Below are 21,222 nucleotides of genomic sequence, written 5' to 3'. Positions count from 1 at the left end.
AAGGGAAAAAAGCGGGCACATCGGGTGCCCGCTTTTACTTATTAATTATTGCTATACATCTCTGCCACTTGTTTTTGAACATCACTATTTTCAAGATACTCATCGTATGTCATTTGCTTATCAACTAATCCATTTGGAGTTAATTCAAAAATCCGGTTTGCAATCGTTTGGATAAACTGGTGGTCATGTGAAGAAAAGAGAAGAGACCCTTTAAAGTTTATCAAACCATTGTTTAATGCGGTAATGGATTCCAAATCAAGATGGTTTGTTGGCTCATCAAGAAGTAAAACATTTGCTCCATTTAACATCATCTTAGAGAGCATGCAACGAACTTTTTCTCCTCCAGAAAGGACGCTTGCTTTCTTAAGCACTTCTTCTCCAGAAAATAGCATTCTGCCTAAAAATCCTCTTAAGAAGCTTTCGCTTTCATCTTTTGGAGAGAACTGACGAAGCCAATCAACCAGATTCAATTCGCTGTTTTCAAAAAACTCGGAGTTATCCTTAGGGAAATAGGCTTGAGAAGTGGTAATACCCCATTTAAAGGTTCCACTGTCAGCTTCCATTTCACCCATTAATATTTTGAAAAGAGTTGTTTTCGCAACTTCGTTCGGTCCAACAAGAGCAATTTTATCACCTTTGTTCATAAAAAAGCTTACGTTATTTAGTACTTTTACGCCGTCAATTGTTTTTGTTAATCCTTCAACCATTAATAAATCATTACCAATTTCTCGTTCCGGAGTAAACCCTACGAACGGATAGCGGCGGGAGGATGGTCGAATGTCGTCTAGCGTAATTTTATCTAATAACTTCTTACGAGAAGTTGCCTGCTTTGACTTAGAAGCATTCGCACTAAATCGAGCAATAAAAGCCTGTAGCTCTTTAATTTTCTCTTCCTTCTTTTTGTTGGCATCAGAAGTCAATCTTGTAGCCAATTGACTAGACTCATACCAGAAATCATAGTTACCTACATAAACTTGAATTTTACCGAAGTCTAAATCAGCGATATGAGTACAAACTTTATTTAAGAAATGACGGTCATGGGATACGACAATGACTGTATTTTCAAAGTTTATCAAGAACTCTTCTAACCATTGAATGGCTTTAATATCTAAGTGGTTCGTCGGCTCATCCAGAAGAAGTACGTCAGGTCTGCCAAAAAGTGCCTGCGCTAAAAGAACCTTTACCTTTTCAGAACCTGTTACTTCAGCCATTTTTTTATAATGTAAGTCTTCACCGATTCCAAGTCCTTTTAAAAGAATCGCTGCTTCTGGCTCTGCTTCCCAGCCATTTAGTTCTGCAAATTCACCTTCAAGCTCGGCTGCTTTCATTCCATCTTCATCTGTGAAGTTTTCCTTCATATAGATAGCGTCTTTTTCTTGCATTACTTGGTAAAGTCTTGCGTGACCCATAATTACAGTCTTTAATACTTCTTGTTCCTCGTATTCAAAGTGGTTCTGTTTTAATACAGCCATTCGTTCGTTTGGACCAAGTTGAATTGTTCCGGTTTGAGATTCGATTTCTCCGGAAAGGATTTTTAAAAATGTTGACTTTCCAGCGCCATTTGCACCAATTAAACCATAGCAATTTCCAGGCGTAAATTTAATGTTTACATCTTCAAATAACTTACGGTCACCATATCTTAAACTAACGTTACTTACAGTTATCATTTTATAATTATCCTCCAACAGCAAAATATCTACTAATTATACCATTAAATTGGATGAAGAGCGAATTCTTTGTTGAATGAGAGGATTTATTAGAAGAAATTTAAATATATTGCAGAAAATTTTTCTAATTTTTTTTCGTCGTTTTCACACTTTATTCATATTTTTGTTGTAGAATTATTGTAATGAAGTACTGAAGGAATAAAGTAGGTGAGAAGTATGTCGAAAAAGCAACTTACTGAACTCGTTAACAAGTTAAAACAGGCCGGAATAAAAGCAAGCTTAACCAAACCAAAGTCCAACTACCTATTATCTCTACAGCAAATAAAAAAGTTTCCTTCATCCGTGAATTAAATAGGTATTAAAAAGCGATTAATCCAAGGGACTAACCGCTTTTTTTATGCTCTTATTCAATTTCATCCATAATCTCTTTATAGACTTCTTGTTTATCAAAATCTTCTCCCATTGGGAACTTAGAAATGAATTTATTATTTTCATCGATTAAATAGGTAAACGATGTATGAACAAATTGACCGTTACCAGGGTCTTTATATTGAAACTGGAGTGATTCTGCCACTTCTCTAATCTTTTTTTGGTCAGCTTTGATATTTTCTTGATCGCCAGTGAGGAAAATCCAATTATCGGAATTTGGAATTTCAAAAGCATTCATGTATTGTTGTATCACTTCAGGTGTGTCCCGGTAAGGATCGATAGTAATGGTAAGAAATTCAATTTCTTTACCGAAGACATTGCTTTTTTCTAAATCACCCTGTAATTGCACCATCTTTTGTGTAGTGGTGGGGCAAATATCTGGACAATTAGTGTAAATAAATTCGACAAGTTTAAGTTTTTTATCGTCACCAAAACTATAAGATTCACCATTCTGATTAATTAAGCTAATATTAGCAGGTACTTTGGAACTTGCATCCCGAATAAGAAAAAAAGAGATTCCAGCTGTAATCAATAGAAACACTGCTAAACTACATATTAGATAGATTTTTTTCATGACTTCTCCCTCCTATCTTAAAGATAAAGAAGTTTTTTGTAAAAAGATGTGGATATTTCGTGAACAAATCATTTTGACAATTTTAATGGATTATTATATTCTTATAAAGAATTAATATTTTCAAAATAAGGGAGTATGTTGTATGTTAGGTGTCGTTCTTAACTAATCCATCAATTGGATATTTATCATTCCATTTTTGCCTTGTTCAATTTACTGAATGAATATAGGCCTATTTGAGTGCGTTTTGGAATGAAGTTAAGAACAATGGGCATACCAAGCATACAGTTTTCTCCATGCTGCTGTGTACATTCTAAGTAGACAGTTTTTTGTGGATAAAATTTGTATACAAAAACGAGAAAATACTCGTTTTATTTAGCGTAGCCGCAATGACATTGTTCATTGCGGCTATTTTTATTTTATTTTGGAGGGAAAAACATTGAATACACATACATTTAAGGTTTTGCAAGTACAGGAAATAAAAGAGAAAATAGCCGAATTTGCTTTAACAAATGAAGGAAAAGAAAAAATCTATCACCTTGTACCTTCTACACATTTGAAACAAATTGAAGCATGGCTGGATGAAGTTTCGGAGGGAGTCGAAATACTCAAGAAAAGCTCGAGTGTACCTGTCCATGGTTTGGGAGGTATGGAACAAATACTATCTAAATTAAACAAAGGTACTGCACTGCGTCCCGACCAATTATCCAAGCTTTATGATTTCTTAGATTGTTGTGGAAAAATGCGCAGGTTCATGAAGGATAAAGAATATTATGCACCAAGAGTAACCTCATATGTGGAAGTGATTGAGGAATTGCCGGAGCTTGCGGGTGAAATTATTCGCTGTATTCGAAATGGAAGGGTAGATGATTATGCATCAAAAGAGTTATTAAAAATTAGAAAACAGATTGCCATTCATGAAGAGCGCCTTAAAGAAAAAACGATGCAGTTGATTCGATCCAACAAATATAAAACATATCTACAAGAGAATGTTGTCAGCCAAAGAGATGGAAGATATGTAATTCCTATTAAGAAGGAATACCGAAATAAAATTAAAGGGGCTGTTTTAGATACCTCTGCTTCAGGTTCAACATTATTTATTGAACCTGAAGAAATTGCTCTATATCAAGAACAATTAACGTGGCTGTTTGCAGATGAAGATGTCGAAGTCCAAAAGGTTTTGTCTTATTTAACGGGATTAGTAGAAGTGAAAGAGCAGCAAATTAAATTAGCTATCGAAACGATGGTCCATTATGACTTTTTGTTTGCGAAGGCGAAATATAGCCGGTCTATTAATGGTGTCAAGGTTAGGGTTAACGATGAGCAGGAACTAAAGTTAATTCAGGCAAGGCACCCTCTCCTCGGTGATAAAGCCGTTCCGTTATCATTAGAAATGAAAGATGGCCAAAGTGCACTCGTGATAACTGGTCCAAATACTGGTGGAAAAACAGTAAGTATTAAAACTGTAGGTTTGTTGACTCTCATGGTACAGTGCGGTCTTCATATCTCTGCTTCAGAAGAAAGTAATCTTAGTATCTTTCAGCGTATCCTAGTGGATATTGGTGATGGTCAAAATATTACAGAAAATTTAAGTACGTTTAGCTCGCGGATAGTAAATATTATTGAAATCCTTAAGGATACAAATGACCAGACTTTAGTACTTCTCGATGAACTTGGATCCGGAACCGATCCAGGGGAAGGTATGGGTCTTGCGACTGCGATTTTAGAGCAGTTGTTTAATAAAGGAGCGATGCTTTTAGCTACGACCCACTATAGTGAAATAAAAGAGTTTGCTGAAGGACATCCAGGATTTATTAATGGATCAATGGAATTTGATATCGAGACTCTTAGTCCGACGTACCGTCTTAATATAGGAAGAGGAGGGGAAAGTCAGGCATTTGCGATTGCTTTAAAACTCGGGATTCATCCGAAAATTATTGAGAGAGCACATCAAGTAACATATAAAGAAATCAAAAATTATGCCAAGATGGAAACTGATATCTGGAAACAGAAGGAATTAGAAAAACAGGTAATTGTAAATAAATACAAAAATAGAAAAAGGACCGTTATACCGGAGGAGAAGATTCCTGAATTCATTCAAGGGGACAATGTAAATATTTCACCAACTAATGAGCTCGGGATTGTGTATAGCGGTCCTGATCAACGAGGAAATTATGTGGTCCAGGTGAAAGGTGAAAAATTATCCGTAAACCACAAAAGAATAAAGCTTTATATCGCAGCTAAAGAACTTTATCCGGATGATTATGATTTTGATATTATCTTTCAATCAAAAGAGAATAGGAAGAAAAGTAAAATACTTTCAAAAAAGCATGATGATGAAATAATCATTGATTATACGGATATATAGAAAACAGCCTTCCTATTTGGAAGGCTGCCTATTATTTGAGTATTTTTCAGCGAGCAGCTGTTTCACTTGGTTATAACTTAAGCCTGACTGGCTATTTAATCTTTTTACCTCTTCGATATCCGTTCCGACCACAGTTACTTTTTTTCCGTTAGTTTTCATTTAAATTATTCCTTCCTTATATTGTTTAGGGTAAAAGATTGTTTTTGAGCAATGAAAAGGACATTTTTGGTACATACTATAAAAAAAGGAGGCGGTTCCCATTTTTTATGGTAAAAGGGCTAAGGATGAAGAAATTGAAGTAATTATGCTTGAAACCGAAATCTATTCTTGCATGGACAATGCCTGTATTGGCTGGATGAGAAAGGAATTTGTGACAGACGATTTGCTTTGTCCAATGTGTGGAAATGAAATGGCTACAGAAATAAGAGAGCTTCCGAAAATATAATGAAGAAAGTATTCAAAAAGACTGTCAATAAAAGACAGTCTTTTATTCTTCGCCAAAATCAAAGAAATGTCCCTCGTATGCTCTTTGAGCAGATTCAGAGGTAGGGAAAAGAGCGTCATCGTCTTCAATCACATGAAAGGTTTCGTTTAGGAATAAGGCAAGTGCATTTGGATCCTTGGGATGGGTGACTATTTCAGCAGCTCGTATATTAGCAACAGTTGGTACATGTGGATTACGATAGATTACAAACACTTCGTCTCCTGGCTTAGCACTCGCAATATCAACAATATCCATATCCATTTACCTTCCTCTTTTACAGATTTTCATTTTGTTGACGAATTTCATCACCAGCCAACATGATCGTTGCATCCTCAATATCCTTATGTTCGTCTACAGAATCACCTGGAACATATTTTTGAGAAGGATAGATTCCCCCTTGAATCGATGTTTGCTTCTTTTTGGATGAAGTAGTTTCTTTTGCCACACAAACACCTCCTTTACTAAGCTTTTGCTAACTGAAATGTGTTTATTCCTTCCTTATTTTGAATACAAAAAAACTCCCCATTCTCTGGGGAGCATGCGCATTATATTCTATTCGTTTTTATTAGCTAAACAGCGGTCGCACTCCATTAAGTAGCTTTCTGCTTGTTCCTCCATGTGCTGCCCACATTCTGGACATTCCTTTTTTGGCAGAGTGCGGAAAAATTCAACTGGACTAATTAACATGATAAATACCTCCCCTTTTTCATTACAGTTTATTAACCTTTATTTTGTTGTAGTACAGCTTATTCAAAAAAATTTGTGTTTCCTCTATTCTTCTCTTTTTGATAAACAGCGATCACATTCCATTAAGTAGCTTTCTGCTTGTTCTTCCATGTGCTGCCCGCATTCTGGACATTCCTTTTTTGGCAAAGTGCGGAAAAATTCAACTGGATTCACTAACATATTAAAAATCTCCTCCTTTTTTAATACAGTTTATTTATTATCAACCTGTTGTAGTACAGTATAATCAAAAAAATTAAATTTGTGTAGTCCTTTTTGATAAATAATTTAATTTTTTTGAAAAATGATTCATTTATCCTGTATCAATATTCTGTGTAAGTTTTGTCCAGCTATGTATGTTGTAAATAAATTATTTGGTTAATATAATGTAAATTCGACAATTTTGTGAACAAAAACACTTCCCTCCCGTATTTGTTTCCATTACAATCAGAGTAGAAAGAGAATAGCTCAAAGGGGGAATGCCGTAAATGGACACAGTTTCTAGCGAATTTCATCCATTTTTAATAGTTATTGCCATAGGGTTAACCATCATGGCTTCATATACAAGTTTAGATATGTTTACGTTAATAAAAAATTCAAAGAATAATAAAAGACTTTTATATCTTGGCGGCTCTGTATCGATGGGAGTGGGAATATGGGTCATGAATTTTGTCGGTTTAATTGCTGCTGATATAACTCGTTTTTCTAGTTACCAAATACCCTTGACAATTTTATCCATTCTAATAGGGATTGCTTTTACTGGGATGGCCTTTATACCTTTATTTGGCAAGAAAATTCGTTCCACACATTTGCTTTTTGGAAGTTTATTTTTAACAATAGCTGTTTTTGCCATTCATATAATAAGTATTTATGCGATGAATCTGACGATTGAATATAATGTTCCAATTTTTGTAGTTTCGGGACTATTAATATTTGGGTCTTTTTTATTTTCTTTATGGATTCTTTTTACTTCTAAAACCTACTCAAAAGGAAGTCAGACATGGTTAAAACCAATTAGTGCCCTCATTATTTCAAGTGCGATTGTAGAAGGGCATTTTCTTTTAAAAAGGGCCTCCACGATTATTTCAACCAATAATCCAATGGATGAAATCATTAATGAAGAGACCTTTTTAATCTATTTGGTATTATTTGTAACAGTTTTAATCATAAGCGGGTTAATTGCCTCTAGTACCTTAATTAGTAAGCAGCTAGCTGAAACAGATACGAATCTAAATGATATCAAAGCTGCTTTAGATGCTTCGACAATTGTAGCCATTACAGATCCTACAGGTACGATTGTTTATGTGAATGATAAGTTTGAGGAAATCTCAAAGTATAAAAAGGAAGAAATTATTGGAAAGAACCATCGTATGTTAAATTCAGGATATCACCCTAAAGAGTTTTTTCAGGATTTGTGGAGGACTATTCAAGAGGGGAAGACATGGAGAGGTGAGATTAGAAATAAGGCAAAGGATGGCTCCTATTATTGGGTAGATACGACGATTGTCCCTTTCTTAGATAAAAAGGGGAAGCCAATTCAATATATTGCCATTCGTTCTGATATAACCAATCGAAAGAATGCGGAGCAGGCTCTTTTAGAATCGATAAAGGAAACTCAGGATATTACATTCGCGCTTGATCAATCGTCTATCATTGCCATTACAGATGAAAAGGGAAAGATTACAAGTGTAAACGATAAATTCTGTGAAATATCGAAATATAGCCGGGAGGAATTACTTGGTGAGGATCACAGGATATTAAATTCTGGCTTCCATGAAAAAGAATTCTTCAAAGATCTCTGGAGAACCATTGGTCAAGGAGTAGTATGGAAGGGCGAAATATGTAACAGAGCAAAAGATGGTACACAATATTGGGTTGACACGACAATTGTTCCATTTTTAAATGACAAAGGAAAGCCATATCAATATGTTGCCATACGTACCGACATTTCCGATCGGAAAAGAGCTGAAGAGCATTTAAAGGAATCAATTAAGGATAATACAGACATTCGTTTTGCACTCGACCAATCGACAATTGTTGCCTTTACAGATGCGAAAGGAATTATTACAAGTGTAAATGATAAGTTCTGTGAGATTTCAAAATATAGTCGGGAAGAGATTCTTGGAAAAGACCATGCTATCTTAAACTCAGGGCATCATCCAAAATTATTCTTTAAGGATTTATGGAAAACGATTGGCGAAGGAAAGGTTTGGAAAGGTGAAATAAGAAATAAAGCAAAAGACGGCACCTACTATTGGGTAGATACAACGATTGTCCCTTTCTTAAATGAGAATGGGAAGCCGTATCAATATGTGGCGATTCGCAATGATATTACAGAGCGTAAGAAAACAGAAGAGGTAATCCATCGACAGGATAAGCTTGCAGCCGTTGGTCAATTAGCTGCGGGTGTAGCACATGAAATTCGAAATCCGCTTACATCTATGAAGGGATATGCGGAATTTCTAACATTAGATGAGCAGGATCCTGAGCGCTTGGAATTTATGAATATTATTTTAGATGAAATTGAACGTGTCAATACCATTGTGGAGGACTTCATGGTTTTGGCTAAACCCAAAATGGTGGAATTAGAAGAAAAGAACGTGGTTCCAGTGATAAAAAATGTGGTATCGCTTTTAGAATTTGAAGCAAGAAAGAAGCATGTTAAACTTACGTTTGATTGTCCGCATGCAATTATCCAAATTGATTGTGACGAAAACCGCTTAAAGCAGGTGTTTTTGAACTTTATTAAAAATGGAATAGAAGCAATGCCAAATGGCGGAGAACTGCACGTAAAAACGATGATTCATGATAACAATGTCCAAATTTCTATACAGGACACTGGAGTTGGGATACCAAAAGAAAAATTAAAACAACTCGGTGAACCATTCTATACAACAAAGAAAAATGGAAACGGACTTGGATTAATGGTCAGCTTCAAAATTATTGAAAATCACAAGGGAAAAGTTTTTGTTGAGAGCGAGCCGAATAAAGGAACAACTTTCAATATCCTTTTACCCGCAAAGCCAGCATGATGAAAACGGAAGATACCCTCTTCCGTTTTTTTGTTACTCGAAACTTTTCGAAAAATAGACAATTATTTTTTTAAAAAACAAAGCTACTTTTAGGATAAATAGATTAATATGTTTATATAAGTACAAATGATTGAATTGGGAGGGGAAAATGTGGGGGAAGCAAATTTTGTTAAAACGATTTGCGGTTATTGCGGTACAGGCTGCGGCTTAGTGTTAGAAGTCAAAGATAATCGAATAATGAAAATACGCGGTGATAAAGATGCACCGGTTAATAAAGGTCAAACCTGTGTGAAAGGTGCCTTTGCTTATGAATACGTTCATTCGAACAATAGATTAATCAATCCTCTTATTCGAAAAGCGGGGCAATTAGTAGAAACAACATGGGATGAAGCATACAAATTTATTGCAGATAAATTATCCTCGATTAGAGATACTTGGGGACCCAATGCAATCTCTATGTTTGCCTGTGCTAGAACAACCAATGAATCTAATTATGTTACACAAAAATTTATGAGGACAGTGATTGGCAGTAATAATATAGATGGATGTAACCGAACTTGACACGCACCAAGTGTTGCCGGTCTGGCAACTGTTTTTGGAAGCGGTTTCCCAACGAATACGTTAGAGGATTTTGACAGAGCAGAAGTATTGCTGCTAATGGGATCAAATACCACAGAAGCACATCCGATTATTGCAAACCGAATAAAGAAAGCTATTAAAAACGGACTTAAAGTAATCGTCATTGATCCAAGAAAGATTGACATGGTTAAATTTGCTCACCGTCATTTGCAAATCAAGGTCGGCACAGATATCGCTCTGATTAATGCCTTCCTTCGGGTTATTATAAAGGAAAATCTATACAATGAAGAGTTTATTCAGCAATTTACGATTGATTTTGAGTCATTAGCAAAGCACGTAGAAATGTACACGCCTGAATATGCAGCTTCCATTACAGGTTTGAATGCTGAGGATATTGTAACTACAGCAAGGGAATATGCTAGTTCAAGTGGTTCAATGATAGCTTATACCCTAGGAATCACAGAGCACCATTGTGGTGTTAATAATGTCTTTGATATAGCAAATCTTGCTTTATTGACAGGTAATATCGGTAAAGAGGGAACAGGCATTATGCCATTACGCGGGCAAAACAACGTCCAAGGTGCAGGCGATATGGGGTGCCTGCCAAACCAACTGGCAGGAGCGATGAGTTTAGTCCATGATGAATACCGAGCACGTTATGAGAAAGAATGGAATGTTACGCTAAATCCTCATGTGGGTGACACACAAACAAGAACCTTTGACCGCCTCGAAAATGGTGAATTAAAGGCACTTTATATCATAGGAGAGAACCCATTGCTTGCTGATGTTCATATGAACCATACAAAAAAGCTAATGGAAAAGCTAGATTTGTTAATTGTGCAGGATATATTCCTAACAGAAAGTGCAAAAATGGCAGATGTGGTCCTGCCGGCTTCTTCATGGGGAGAGGTTGACGGAACCTATACCAATACAGACCGAAGGATACAAAGAGTTCGAAAAGCGGTAGAACCAGCTATTAATGTAAAAGAAGATTGGGTAATCCTCTGTGAACTAGCGACAATAATGGGTTATCCAATGAACTATTCAAGCAGTGAAGAAATCTGGAATGAAGTGAGAAGACTCGCTTGGGAAATGTATGGTGGTATTTCTTACGAAAGACTCGAAAAAGAATATAGCATCCATTATCCATGCCCGACGGAGGATCATCCTGGCACGTTTATCATGCATGAGAGATTTCATAATCAGGAGGCTGTTGTGAAAAAATCACCATTCGTACCAGTAGATTTCACAGAGCCATTGGAACTTCCCGATCATGAGTTTCCGTTTACATTAACTACAGGCAGACGTTATGAGTCGTATAACACACATTCGCAAACACGTTACTATGCTCCAGGTGTCAAGGTAAAGCAAACGGAAGAAACGGTGGATATCCATCCCGATGATGCACAATCTTTGGGGATTACTGACGGTGAATTCGTTCAAGTCCGTTCCCGAAGAGGAGAGTTAACGGTTAAAGCAAAAATTACAGAAATGGTTGTTCCAGGACTTGTCTTCATGAGCTTCCACTGGAGCGAAACACCAACAAATGTTTTAACCCTAAACGAATACGACCCGATATCAGGAACAGCAGAATATAAAGCATGTGCAGTAGCGATATCTCGGATATAAAGGAAGGCACGGAATTTTAGATTCCGTGCTTTTTGTTATCTGTCTGTGTTAAAGGTAACTGTTGATTTTAGAACTCTGTTGATTTGTGCGGAAGGCGCGAGACTCCTCGAAAATGCTATCGCATTTTCTTCGTGCGTGGGCAGATTCGAGGTTGTAAATCAATGTCCTGCAGGAGGGCGGGACAGGGGAGACCCCGCAGGCGCATCAGCGCCGAGGAGTAGGAAAAGCGGAAGCGCCTTGTACAGCCCCGACAAGCGCTGGAGTGCCTGACGATGAAGTCGTTCTTTGACTTCAACGTTGGGACCGAAGCGACTCGAGGGGCTAGGCGCTGCAGCTAGACAGGCTTCCCGAACCGCCTGCGGAAGGCGAAGCGCCTCGTGACAGGCAGAGATCGCCTGTCCCTGCGGTGATTATTCGAAGAAGCATTCCTTAGTGGAGCACAAATCAACAGCCTAGTTTAACACAGCCTAATATTTAAAAATAAGCAAAAACAAGCCGGGGATTACCCGGCTTGTTTGACCATTTGTTTAACAGTTGTTGTTTTTCTTTGATAGTAGAAATAGTTCAGTGCAAAAGCAATAACGTAAAAGCCAATGAAGACATAGAATGCTGTTACGTAAGAACCAGTTGTATCAACGGACCATCCAAAAAGCTTAGGAATTAGGAAGGAACCATAAGCAGCAAATGCTGCTGAAAACCCAATTACTGGCGCTGCTTCTTTTGGAATAAACATGGTTGGGATCATTTGGAAAGTTGACCCAGAGCCAATACCTGAAGCAAGGAATAAAACAAGGAATGAACCTAAGAAACCAGCAAACTGATTAAGAGTTAAGAAATAAATAACTCCTAATGCACCAATGGCCATAATCACAAATACATAAGCTGTTACTCTAGCTCCACCGAATTTATCAGCCAGCCAGCCGCCAACAGGTCTTGCTGCAGCTGCAACTAATGCACCAAGGAAGGCAAGTGAAATATATTCAGGGAACTGTGATTTTAATAGAAGCGGGAATGCCGCTGAATATCCAATGAAAGAACCAAATGTTGCGATATAAAGTGCTGTCATAATCCAAGTGTGTTTACGTTTTACAATAACAAATTGATCTGCAACAGATTGTTTTGCACCTGGTACATTATCCATTTTAAAGTAAGCAAGTAATGTCATGATCACAATCGGAATTACCCAAATGAATGCTGCATTTTGTAACCATATTTGTTGGCCATTTGCTAATACTTGACCTTTACCAGCAAATGCGAAAGCACCAGTTGTCACGATTAAAGGTGTAACAAATTGCACAACTGAAACACCCATGTTTCCTAAACCGCCGTTAATTCCTAGAGCTGTACCTTTTTCTTTTTTTGGGAAGAAAAAGCTAATATTTGCTGATGAGGAAGAAAAGTTACCTCCACCAAGACCACAAAGTGCTGCTAACAATAACATAATTGAAAATGGAGTGTCAGGATTTTGTACTGCGAAGCCAATACCTAGAGCGGGAATGGCTAAGACGGCTGTTGATATGACAGTCCAGTTTTTGCCGCCAATTGAACCGACTGCAAAAGTATATACAAATCGAAGAGTTGCTCCAACAAGTCCTGGGACCGCTGCTAAAGTGAATAATTGTTCATCTGTAAAATTGAAGCCAATATCATTTAGTCTTATTGCAACCACAGACCAAATCTGCCAAACAATAAACGCAAGCATTAAAGAAGGAACGGAAATCCATAGATTTCGTTGTGCGTGTTTTTTTCCTTCTGCTTTCCAAAACTTTTCATCCTCAGGATTCCAATAATTAATTCGTGCCATTTATATCTCTCCCTAAATCCACATTCATTTTTTTCTACGTGGAAGTTGTTTGTGTTTTCACTATAAATCAGATGGTAACATGATTTTTGTGACGTACGTCACAAAAATAGTGAAGGAACTGTGAACTCGGGGTAAAAGACAAAAAGTTGTAATATTTTGTTCGGGGAGGCTCTTAACGAAAAAAAAAGACCCTACGAAGAAGGTCTTATTTCTTTTGATCATCCACTTCATGGAACATGGCAACATAATTTTTAGTTTCGCCACTGTCATCGCGAATGGCAGTTATCGTTAACCATTCTCGATAGATTTCTTGGTTTTTTCGTTTGTTCCATATGAACCCTTCCCAGTAGCCTGCATTTATCAAACTATCCCACATCTTTTTATAAAAGGCATTATCATGTTCTCCAGATTGAAGGACACTTGGTGTTTTTCCAATCACTTCATCCATGCTATAACCTGTAATCTTTGTAAAAGCGGGATTAACACTTTGAATAGTTCCATTTTTATCGGTTACCGTTATTCCATCTGTAGCATGATTGACAATTTGGGCAGAAATATCCTGCTTTTCACGATAGTAGAGCCAGACGACTAATATTGAAGCGGCTAATGAAAATTCTGATAGCGACATGAAGCCTATTGCATAGTGTCCAGTCCAATTAAAGAGAATAGTCAAAATGATGGGCGGAAAAAAGCCTCCAAGCCCACCCATCGCCGAGACAATACCATTTACGATTCCTGCCTGTTTCGAAAAATATAAAGGTACTAATTTGAAAATGGTACCATTTCCGAGTCCTGCACAAATAGCAACGAATAAACAGCCAAATGAATAAATCGGAAGAGATGGAGTAAAAGCCAATAGAAAACCGGCGAAAGTAAGTCCAGTAAAAACACCCATTAAAATAAAAAATGGATTTAATTTATCTCCAAGCCAACCGCCAATTGGCCGGAAAACAGTAGCCAATGCGATAAAACCAGCTGTACGCAAGCCGGCATCTACTTTATCTAAATCAAAATGATTGACTAAAAAAGAAGGCAAATAGATTGTGAAGGCAACAAATGATCCGAACGTAATGAAATAGAATAAACTTAAAAACCAAAGCTTTTCATTTTTATAAACTTCTTTTATTTGATTAGTTAAGGAGTTGTTAACCTTTTTCTCATTTTTATCACCGAAAAGAAAATTCAAGACAGCAAAGATCAAGACAACAACAAGGAATATTTGTATCGTCGTTCTCCATCCAAATGCATTTGCTAGAACGGGTGAAGCAAACGATGTAAGTGCTGTACCAATATTCCCCGCACCATAAATTCCATTAATAAAGCCATGTTTTTCTTTTGGGTAATATTTAGGCAGGGAAGTAACACCGATAGAGAAAACCGCTCCGCCAATACCGAGCATTAATCCACCCAATATTAACATGAATAACGAGTCAGCAATACTTAAAATCCCAATCGGCACCAATAAAACAATAAAACTAATTGTGAATATTGTTCTAGCACCAAATCGATTTGTCCAATATCCAATTGGAACTCTAAGTAAAGACCCAAGGATTACAGGTACCGCAGTGGCCAAGGATATTTGCGTTGATGATAGCTTAATATCTGCTTGAATGTATGGCATTAGTGATGAAATAAGCACCCAGACCATAAAACCGGCAACAAGGCTTGTAGTTTGAAGATATAATTGTTTTGCACCTTGAGACATTCCAATCCCCCTTCATTTCCAATATGTGTAGTATTTCCATTAAAAATCTATACAATCGAAATTTTTGTACAAATACACTTATTGGTAAATTTTCCTTAGTGTATTATAGAACAATTTTCTAGATATAACTGTGAGGTATAGCACAAAATTTACGAGTATAGTAAGGTTTTTAGGGAAAATGGAAAATATCTCCTCATTCGTGTATTATCATATTAATTTAATATAAAATCAATCAAAAAAAAGATGATGATAGGGTGGAGGAAGTTTATGAATTTTCAACAGATAGAAACATTTGATCAGCAATATGTGTTGATGAAAGAACTTTCAGTGCGATTCTTTTCAAGAGCTCATCAAGTAGATATTGAGGGAAGTTTTCCATTCGAGAATATTCAAGAATTAAAAGATAGCGGTTATACTTCATTAACCGTTCCAAAGAAATATGGGGGTAGAGGAATTTCTTTATATGACATGATTCGTTTTCAAGAAAAAATTGCTGAAGGGGATGGTGCAACAGCGCTATCAATCGGCTGGCATATGGGTATTATCAAAAACCTCTCAGAAAAAAATTCTTGGAATGAAAACATTTTTAAAAAAATCTGTGAAGACGTAAAAAATGGTTCTTTAATCAATAGTGCTGCAACAGAGCCAAAAACAGGAAGCCCGACACGTGGGGGAAAACCTGATACTTCAGCCTATAAAGAGGGGGATAATTGGATAATAAGCGGAAGGAAAACCTTTACTACCATGGCCCCCGTATTAGATTATTTTATTGTAAGTGCAACGATAAAAAATACAAATCTAGTAGGAAACTTCCTTATCCCTAGATCTTCAAAAGGACTAATTATTGAAGAAACCTGGGATAGTATTGCATTAAGAGGAACGGGAAGTCATGATTTAGTTCTTCAGAATGTATCCGTACCTAAGGAGTTCTTTGTAGAGCAACTAGGAAATGAGGGTAAGAAACCAAATGGCTGGCTTCTTCATATACCGGCTTGTTATCTTGGGATAGCGAAAGCGGCAAAAAAATATGCGATAGAATTTGCAATAGATTATTCTCCTAATAGTGTTGAAGGTACCATCATTGACTTACCGAACGTACGGCAAAAAATTGGGGAAATGGAATTGAAGTTGATGGAGTCAGAGTATTTCTTACATTCTGTCGCAAAGCAATGGGATGAATTTGACGAGCAGGGCAGGGGGGAAATGGGGCCAATCCTGGGAGCAGCTAAATTAAATGTTACAAATAATGCCATTGCTATAGTGGATTTAGCAATGAGATTAGTAGGAGCAAGAAGCCTATCATTAAAAAATCCTTTGCAGCGATACTATCGTGATGTACGAGCGGGGCTTCACAATCCGCCAATGGATGATATGACCATCCAAATATTAGCAAATCATGCCATCAAACAATTTGATTAATTTTTACTCACCTTGAACACTTTAACTAGTAAGGGGTGAAGAAAATGCCAAGAGGAAAAGAATTAAGCAAGCTTCCTAAATCAGATACCGCAATTGATGTAGGAACAAATACAAAGGATGTACTTAAAAAAGGCTTCGACCAACAAATTACACCTCAGCCTAGAGATATAGATAAGGAAAACGAAGATATGATATAGGCGTTAAACTTCACAAATAAAAACTCCTCCACCTTTATTCGAAAGGTGGAGGTATTTTTTAGTCTTCAACAAGTTCCCCTATTTCAACAATCGTTCTTTCTTCAAGAGGACCTCTTAGGTGTACAGTAGCTGTTCTTCCATCCTCGTTTAATTGGTCAATCCAGACAGAAGTTCCATTATATTTAACTTCAATATCTGCAGAAGACGATAGAATTTGTTTAACACGGTTTACATTCATATTTTCACTCCTAATAATATTGTCGTTTTATTTTTACCTTCATGAGGGTTTTCATTCGTTAATTTTGTAATCGCTTTCTTCTATTATTAATAGTTCTAAAAGGATAGCTTGTTTTATATTCTGTAAAAGATAAGACTAAAATCATATTGCATGCTCTAAATTTCCGGTTTATGATTACTTAGAAAAAGATACCTAAAATATTTGAAACTTAATGGGTTTCCTTTCGTCCTATATAAAAGAAGTTTAAATCACCTTGGACTGCCAGTTATTTTAATTTCGAAATTATCCGAGGAATTTAACCAAGCTTCTAGAGTGTTAGATTACTAGCAAAATATAGTGAAAATTGACTAAAGAAATTGGTTATTAATGGAAGTGGATTTGTTTTTATTTTGATGGATATGTGATATAGTAATTGAGGTTCGTTTACCAAAGTTATTGGTAAGTGAGAGGAGAATTAAAAATGAAAAAGATTAGACTGCCTGAAATAAAAAATAATGGATCCATTGCTTTCTTTGCAATTGCCGTTGTTTTATTTTGGCTAAAAACATATGCAGCATATCAAGTTGAATTTACCCTTGGAATCGATAATAACCTACAAAAATTCCTCTTGTTTATTAATCCGCTAAGTTCAGCGCTATTTTTCTTTGGTTTAGCTTTACTTTTCAAAAAGCGCATGAAATTAGTCATTATTATCACAAATTTTATTTTGTCGTTCTTATTGTACGCCAATATTGCCTATTACAGATTCTTTAGCGATTTTATTACGGTTCCAGTTTTAATGTCGACCAAAACAAATGCAGGTCAACTCGGAGATAGTGCTCTTTCATTAATGTCTCCATTTGATTTCTTATACTTCTTAGACTTTTTTATTTTGATTGCATTGTCTTTTACTTTATTTAAGAAGGTTACTGTTGAAAATCGAAAGTCATTTAAAGTAGTTCTCTTGTTTGCGGTCACTGTATTTTTGTTTAATCTTGGGCTGGCAGAAAAAGATCGTCCGCAGCTATTAAGCCGTTCGTTTGATAGAAATTACTTGGTAAAATATTTAGGTGCCTATAACTTTACCATTTACGATGTTATTCAAAATATCAAATCTTCCGGCCAACGGGCACTTGCTGACAGCAGTGATATAACGGATGTAGAGAATTATCGGAAAGCTAATTTTGCAGCACCAAATCCTGAGTACTTCGGTAAAGCTAAAGGAATGAATGTAATCTATATTGCAATGGAATCACTTCAAAGCTTTGCCATCGATTATAAAATGCCAGATGGCCAGGAAGTAACACCGTTCTTAAATTCCTTAGTTCATGGGAATGAAGCATTTTATTTTGAAAACTTTTTTCATCAAACTGGTCAAGGCAAGACGTCTGACGCAGAATTCCTGATGGAAAATGGATTATACCCAATGGCTCAAGGTGCAGTTTTCGTCAATAAAGCACAAAACACCTACCATGCAATGCCAGCCATTCTAAAAGGTAATGGCTATTATTCCGCTTCGTTTCATGGGAACTATAAAACGTTCTGGAACCGAAACGTTATGTACAAAGCTTTAGGATATGATCAATTTTTTGATGCCGAATACTACAATATGACTGAAGAAAATACTAAGAATTACGGTTTAAAGGATAAGCCATTCTTTACAGAATCAATGCCTTTACTAAAGAGCTTACCGCAGCCGTTCTATACAAAATTTTTAACACTTTCTAACCATTTTCCTTTTGAAATGGACCCAGAGGATACTGAGTTTCCTGCTGGAGATACAGGGGATAAAGTGGTCGATCAATATTTTCAAGCAGCACACTATATGGATGAGGCGATTGAACAGTTCTTTAATGATCTAAAAGCTTCAGGTTTATACGATAATACAGTCATTGTAATGTACGGGGACCATTACGGTATTTCTGAAAATCACAATGAGGCAATGGCGAAGGTCCTTGGTGTTGAGGAAATTACGCCAACCCTAAATACCGGCTTGCAGCGTGTTCCTCTACTTATTCATGTTCCTGGAGTGAATGGAGGGATTCAGCAGCAATATGGTGGTCAGGCTGATGTGCGTTCAACCATTCTTCACTTATTAGGTATTGATACAAAAGACTACTTGGAACTTGGATCTGATTTATTATCAAAGGATCACCGTAATTGGGCCTTATTTAGAAATGGTGATTTCGTCTCACCTGAAATCGTTCAAGTAAAAGGGAAATGCTACAGTAACGTAACAGGGGAAATACTCGAAGGTACTGAGGCATGCAAGGAAATTGCTGATAAAGCCGCCACAGAGCTTCAAATGTCAGATGAAATCGTTTATAAAGACCTTTTACGTTTCTACCAGCCAGCTGGATATACACCAATAGATCCTAATGATTTTGAATATTTAGCTCCGAAAGTGAAAAAAGGAGTAATTGAAAGTAACGCAGTAAAAGGCACCGAAGCTACCAATGAAACTGAAAGTACGGATGGTACAGAAGGTACTGGTGAAACTCAAACTGAAACTGAAACAGAAGGTATAAATGAAACGGAATCTGCAAATGAATAACAAGTGAATAAAAAAGTAAAATGGAGCTTTCATTAACAATGAGAGCTCCTATTTTTATTAGGCTGTGTTAAATTAAACTATTGATTTAATAACCCTGTTGATTTGTGCGGAAGGCGCGAGACTCCTGCAGGAGGACGGGACAGGGGAGACCCCGCAGGCGCTTTAGCGCCGAGGAGGCTTCCCGAACCGCCTGCGGAAAGCGAAGCGCCTCGTGACAGGCAGAGACCGCCTGTCACTGCGGTGATTATTCAAAGAAGCATTCCTTAGTGGAGCACAAATCAACAGCCTGATATAACACAGTATTTTATAAATTAAAATGAATAAATATGTAGCTGTAGAATGATGTTTATAATATAATCAATAGTAAAAAAATTGCATGATGCATGGTGTGGAGGAGATTGATATGAGAGATGTAAGGTTAATTAACATATTTGAACATCATATTGCACAAAAATACTTGAATCGATCTGGCATTGCACATGCAATTGCAGTGGCCTATCACGCCTTTCATTTAGGCAAAGAACATCAATTGGATGTTGATATTGCGGCAAAAGCCGGGCTTTTACATGATATGGGGCATTACACCTGGTATAAAAATGGGAAATGGGATTATGATTTATATAAACAAAATGACATTCATCCAATTAAAGGGGCGGAGAGAGCTCACAAATTATTAATCCGTCTTGGCGAAAATCCAGTAAAGGCAAAAGATATCGCTTTAGCAATACTGTTTCATACCGATTCATTTTTACCATCAAACGATATTGTTCGTACACCTCTTCAGCAAATTGTGAAATTGGCCGATGAGAAAGACGAAGAAGAGGGTGGAATGCATCATTATCGAAGTATCGATTACGACCGGGCAAAGCAAAGCATTATCCGTTTAGATGACTGGATAGATACAGAACTAAGAAAAATAACAGAGTTGGATTAAAAAAAGCTGTGCTTTGTGCACAGCTTGAATAAATTTTCACTAAACTTTGTGGAAGCCTTCCTCAGTTAAAAACTCTTCCGCTTCACCATAGGTATCAAAGCTTTCTTCAAGATTTAATCCATAGTAAATATTCCAGGTATCGTTCTCGTTAATTAAGATCAGATGATTTTTTTCCTCGTTCACCCAACGTTCTTCAACCTGATTACCAATAATGGCTTCTTCAGCAAGTGATTTTTCAACGGGTAATAAGGATTCAATGGATTCCTGAATTAATTTTTTTAATTCATCTGCAGAAAAGTCACGGATATTAACCATTCCTTTATCATCGGTTTGATAGGTATGTAGGTTTCCTGCATAAACAAATCCGTTTCCATTTGGGTGTAGATGATAGACCACATTTTTTTTATCAGATGCACTATTTGGCAGCTGGAAATTAACACGTTTAAGTGAAACGTCTTTTCGCTCAAGTTCTGGGAATGACTCGATTATGGCTAATTTTTCGTTAAAAGTAAGCATTGATGCCTCCAATATTATCGTAATGTAACTATCATACAGATAGTTTAACTGAAGATACAACAATTTATTTAAAAAATGCTTCAGCGCCTAAACACTGAAGCATTTTTTATAGAAGCTGCATTTTTAAAATCCGCCGCCAATGAAAGCAGACCCGACAATTATTAAAAGTATAAACAAAACAACAATTAATGTAAATGCATTGTTGCTACCACCTTGTTGACCCATTCCATCTTCACCTCCACCGTTATCACTTCAATTTATGATTTAACGGGTTAGAAAGCTTGGACGAAGTTCATGGTTGTATTATTTTTTAATAAAAAACCATTGAATGGGCACTAAAGTCATGTTAACATTATGTAAATAAATAAAAACGATTTTTGGAGGAGCCTGTCAC

Annotated in this window: 21 protein-coding genes; 9 read left to right on the top strand and 12 right to left on the bottom strand. The window is 36.6% G+C overall.

Annotated elements, in window-relative coordinates:
• Positions 1–41: 41 nt before the first annotated feature.
• Entirely contained in the window at positions 42–1,667 is a 1,626-nt protein-coding gene (locus tag MLOOGBEN_RS15340; protein WP_179159138.1) for an ABC-F family ATP-binding cassette domain-containing protein, read from the bottom strand.
• A 216-nt stretch (positions 1,668–1,883) separates the two neighbouring features.
• Between MLOOGBEN_RS15340 and MLOOGBEN_RS29285 the strand changes: the two genes are divergently transcribed.
• Positions 1,884–2,018 (top strand): hypothetical protein, encoded by a 135-nt coding sequence (locus MLOOGBEN_RS29285; RefSeq protein WP_256989117.1) that lies wholly within the window; start codon positions 1,884–1,886, stop codon positions 2,016–2,018.
• 52 nt (positions 2,019–2,070) lie between these two features.
• On the opposite strand, the gene MLOOGBEN_RS15335 is transcribed toward MLOOGBEN_RS29285, so the two are convergent.
• Complete coding sequence (locus MLOOGBEN_RS15335) at positions 2,071–2,670, bottom strand: SCO family protein (protein ID WP_179159137.1); 600 nt, start codon at positions 2,668–2,670, stop codon at positions 2,071–2,073.
• 436 nt (positions 2,671–3,106) lie between these two features.
• Between MLOOGBEN_RS15335 and MLOOGBEN_RS15330 the strand changes: the two genes are divergently transcribed.
• Entirely contained in the window at positions 3,107–5,035 is a 1,929-nt protein-coding gene (locus MLOOGBEN_RS15330) for an endonuclease MutS2 (RefSeq protein WP_179159136.1), read from the top strand.
• Positions 5,036–5,047: 12 nt separating this feature from the next.
• On the opposite strand, the gene MLOOGBEN_RS15325 is transcribed toward MLOOGBEN_RS15330, so the two are convergent.
• Complete coding sequence (locus MLOOGBEN_RS15325; protein ID WP_179159135.1) at positions 5,048–5,194, bottom strand: hypothetical protein; 147 nt, start codon at positions 5,192–5,194, stop codon at positions 5,048–5,050.
• Positions 5,195–5,294: 100 nt separating this feature from the next.
• Here MLOOGBEN_RS15325 and MLOOGBEN_RS15320 point away from each other — a divergent pair, with 100 nt between their 5' ends.
• Positions 5,295–5,480: a cold-inducible protein YdjO-related protein gene (locus MLOOGBEN_RS15320; protein WP_179159289.1), complete on the top strand. Its 186-nt coding sequence runs from the start codon at positions 5,295–5,297 to the stop codon at positions 5,478–5,480.
• A gap of 42 nt (positions 5,481–5,522) precedes the next feature.
• On the opposite strand, the gene MLOOGBEN_RS15315 is transcribed toward MLOOGBEN_RS15320, so the two are convergent.
• The 4 genes from MLOOGBEN_RS15315 to yhfH (MLOOGBEN_RS15300) form a co-directional block, all read right to left on the bottom strand.
• Positions 5,523–5,774: a transcriptional regulator SplA domain-containing protein gene (locus MLOOGBEN_RS15315; protein WP_179159288.1), complete on the bottom strand. Its 252-nt coding sequence runs from the start codon at positions 5,772–5,774 to the stop codon at positions 5,523–5,525.
• A 19-nt stretch (positions 5,775–5,793) separates the two neighbouring features.
• Complete coding sequence (locus MLOOGBEN_RS15310) at positions 5,794–5,964, bottom strand: hypothetical protein (protein WP_179159134.1); 171 nt, start codon at positions 5,962–5,964, stop codon at positions 5,794–5,796.
• A gap of 107 nt (positions 5,965–6,071) precedes the next feature.
• Entirely contained in the window at positions 6,072–6,206 is a 135-nt protein-coding gene (gene yhfH, locus MLOOGBEN_RS15305) for a protein YhfH (RefSeq protein ID WP_133367049.1), read from the bottom strand.
• 84 nt (positions 6,207–6,290) lie between these two features.
• A complete protein-coding gene (gene yhfH, locus MLOOGBEN_RS15300) occupies positions 6,291–6,425 on the bottom strand; it encodes a protein YhfH (protein WP_179159133.1) in 135 nt (44 codons plus the stop codon).
• Positions 6,426–6,730: 305 nt separating this feature from the next.
• Here yhfH (MLOOGBEN_RS15300) and MLOOGBEN_RS15295 point away from each other — a divergent pair, with 305 nt between their 5' ends.
• Positions 6,731–9,274 (top strand): PAS domain S-box protein, encoded by a 2,544-nt coding sequence (locus MLOOGBEN_RS15295; RefSeq protein WP_179159132.1) that lies wholly within the window; start codon positions 6,731–6,733, stop codon positions 9,272–9,274.
• Positions 9,275–9,400: 126 nt separating this feature from the next.
• Positions 9,401–11,482 carry a formate dehydrogenase subunit alpha gene (gene fdhF / locus MLOOGBEN_RS15285; RefSeq protein WP_256989116.1) on the top strand — a complete coding sequence of 694 codons (2,082 nt, stop codon included), beginning with the start codon at positions 9,401–9,403 and terminating at the stop codon, positions 11,480–11,482.
• A gap of 502 nt (positions 11,483–11,984) precedes the next feature.
• Here the strand turns inward: fdhF and MLOOGBEN_RS15280 are convergent.
• Together MLOOGBEN_RS15280 and MLOOGBEN_RS15275 are read right to left on the bottom strand one after the other, a co-directional pair.
• Positions 11,985–13,286, bottom strand: coding sequence for an MFS transporter (locus tag MLOOGBEN_RS15280; protein ID WP_179159129.1), 1,302 nt, complete (start codon positions 13,284–13,286; stop codon positions 11,985–11,987).
• A 205-nt stretch (positions 13,287–13,491) separates the two neighbouring features.
• Positions 13,492–14,991, bottom strand: a complete 1,500-nt coding sequence (locus MLOOGBEN_RS15275; RefSeq protein WP_179159128.1) for a nitrate/nitrite transporter — start codon at positions 14,989–14,991, stop codon at positions 13,492–13,494.
• Between the two features lie 267 nt (positions 14,992–15,258).
• Between MLOOGBEN_RS15275 and MLOOGBEN_RS15270 the strand changes: the two genes are divergently transcribed.
• Positions 15,259–16,410 (top strand): acyl-CoA dehydrogenase family protein, encoded by a 1,152-nt coding sequence (locus MLOOGBEN_RS15270; protein ID WP_179159127.1) that lies wholly within the window; start codon positions 15,259–15,261, stop codon positions 16,408–16,410.
• A gap of 44 nt (positions 16,411–16,454) precedes the next feature.
• Positions 16,455–16,607, top strand: a complete 153-nt coding sequence (locus MLOOGBEN_RS15265; protein ID WP_179159126.1) for a hypothetical protein — start codon at positions 16,455–16,457, stop codon at positions 16,605–16,607.
• Positions 16,608–16,665: 58 nt separating this feature from the next.
• Here MLOOGBEN_RS15265 and MLOOGBEN_RS15260 read toward each other — a convergent pair whose 3' ends face one another.
• A complete protein-coding gene (locus MLOOGBEN_RS15260; RefSeq protein WP_095249662.1) occupies positions 16,666–16,845 on the bottom strand; it encodes an H-type small acid-soluble spore protein in 180 nt (59 codons plus the stop codon).
• 460 nt (positions 16,846–17,305) lie between these two features.
• Between MLOOGBEN_RS15260 and ltaS the strand changes: the two genes are divergently transcribed.
• On the top strand, positions 17,306–19,378 hold the full coding sequence (ltaS, locus tag MLOOGBEN_RS15255) for a lipoteichoic acid synthase (RefSeq protein ID WP_179159125.1): 2,073 nt from the start codon (positions 17,306–17,308) through the stop codon (positions 19,376–19,378).
• A 403-nt stretch (positions 19,379–19,781) separates the two neighbouring features.
• Positions 19,782–20,312 carry an HD domain-containing protein gene (locus MLOOGBEN_RS15250; RefSeq protein WP_179159124.1) on the top strand — a complete coding sequence of 177 codons (531 nt, stop codon included), beginning with the start codon at positions 19,782–19,784 and terminating at the stop codon, positions 20,310–20,312.
• Positions 20,313–20,351: 39 nt separating this feature from the next.
• Here the strand turns inward: MLOOGBEN_RS15250 and MLOOGBEN_RS15245 are convergent, their stop codons facing one another.
• Together MLOOGBEN_RS15245 and MLOOGBEN_RS15240 are read right to left on the bottom strand one after the other, a co-directional pair.
• Positions 20,352–20,828 (bottom strand): hypothetical protein, encoded by a 477-nt coding sequence (locus MLOOGBEN_RS15245; RefSeq protein WP_179159123.1) that lies wholly within the window; start codon positions 20,826–20,828, stop codon positions 20,352–20,354.
• A gap of 123 nt (positions 20,829–20,951) precedes the next feature.
• Entirely contained in the window at positions 20,952–21,053 is a 102-nt protein-coding gene (locus MLOOGBEN_RS15240; RefSeq protein ID WP_179159122.1) for a YjcZ family sporulation protein, read from the bottom strand.
• Positions 21,054–21,222: the final 169 nt, after the last annotated feature.

The organism is Bacillus sp. EB106-08-02-XG196 (assembly GCF_013396335.1).
Classification (GTDB): domain Bacteria; phylum Bacillota; class Bacilli; order Bacillales; family Cytobacillaceae; genus Neobacillus.
Note: the sequence above shows the minus strand (reverse complement) of the source record. Positions and strands in the feature narration are given on the sequence as shown.

What these genes read in the sequence shown, in the direction of transcription:
- MLOOGBEN_RS15340 (WP_179159138.1), bottom strand. Translation starts at nt 1,667, where the DNA reads ATGATAACTGTAAGTAACGTTAGTTTAAGATATGGTGACCGTAAGTTA.
- MLOOGBEN_RS29285 (WP_256989117.1), top strand. Translation starts at nt 1,884, where the DNA reads ATGTCGAAAAAGCAACTTACTGAACTCGTTAACAAGTTAAAACAGGCC.
- MLOOGBEN_RS15335 (WP_179159137.1), bottom strand. Translation starts at nt 2,670, where the DNA reads ATGAAAAAAATCTATCTAATATGTAGTTTAGCAGTGTTTCTATTGATT.
- MLOOGBEN_RS15325 (WP_179159135.1), bottom strand. Translation starts at nt 5,194, where the DNA reads ATGAAAACTAACGGAAAAAAAGTAACTGTGGTCGGAACGGATATCGAA.
- MLOOGBEN_RS15315 (WP_179159288.1), bottom strand. Translation starts at nt 5,774, where the DNA reads ATGGATATTGTTGATATTGCGAGTGCTAAGCCAGGAGACGAAGTGTTT.
- yhfH (WP_133367049.1), bottom strand. Translation starts at nt 6,206, where the DNA reads ATGTTAATTAGTCCAGTTGAATTTTTCCGCACTCTGCCAAAAAAGGAA.
- yhfH (WP_179159133.1), bottom strand. Translation starts at nt 6,425, where the DNA reads ATGTTAGTGAATCCAGTTGAATTTTTCCGCACTTTGCCAAAAAAGGAA.
- MLOOGBEN_RS15295 (WP_179159132.1), top strand. Translation starts at nt 6,731, where the DNA reads ATGGACACAGTTTCTAGCGAATTTCATCCATTTTTAATAGTTATTGCC.
- MLOOGBEN_RS15280 (WP_179159129.1), bottom strand. Translation starts at nt 13,286, where the DNA reads ATGGCACGAATTAATTATTGGAATCCTGAGGATGAAAAGTTTTGGAAA.
- MLOOGBEN_RS15275 (WP_179159128.1), bottom strand. Translation starts at nt 14,991, where the DNA reads ATGTCTCAAGGTGCAAAACAATTATATCTTCAAACTACAAGCCTTGTT.
- MLOOGBEN_RS15270 (WP_179159127.1), top strand. Translation starts at nt 15,259, where the DNA reads ATGAATTTTCAACAGATAGAAACATTTGATCAGCAATATGTGTTGATG.
- MLOOGBEN_RS15265 (WP_179159126.1), top strand. Translation starts at nt 16,455, where the DNA reads ATGCCAAGAGGAAAAGAATTAAGCAAGCTTCCTAAATCAGATACCGCA.
- MLOOGBEN_RS15260 (WP_095249662.1), bottom strand. Translation starts at nt 16,845, where the DNA reads ATGAATGTAAACCGTGTTAAACAAATTCTATCGTCTTCTGCAGATATT.
- ltaS (WP_179159125.1), top strand. Translation starts at nt 17,306, where the DNA reads ATGAAAAAGATTAGACTGCCTGAAATAAAAAATAATGGATCCATTGCT.
- MLOOGBEN_RS15250 (WP_179159124.1), top strand. Translation starts at nt 19,782, where the DNA reads ATGAGAGATGTAAGGTTAATTAACATATTTGAACATCATATTGCACAA.
- MLOOGBEN_RS15245 (WP_179159123.1), bottom strand. Translation starts at nt 20,828, where the DNA reads ATGCTTACTTTTAACGAAAAATTAGCCATAATCGAGTCATTCCCAGAA.
- MLOOGBEN_RS15240 (WP_179159122.1), bottom strand. Translation starts at nt 21,053, where the DNA reads ATGGGTCAACAAGGTGGTAGCAACAATGCATTTACATTAATTGTTGTT.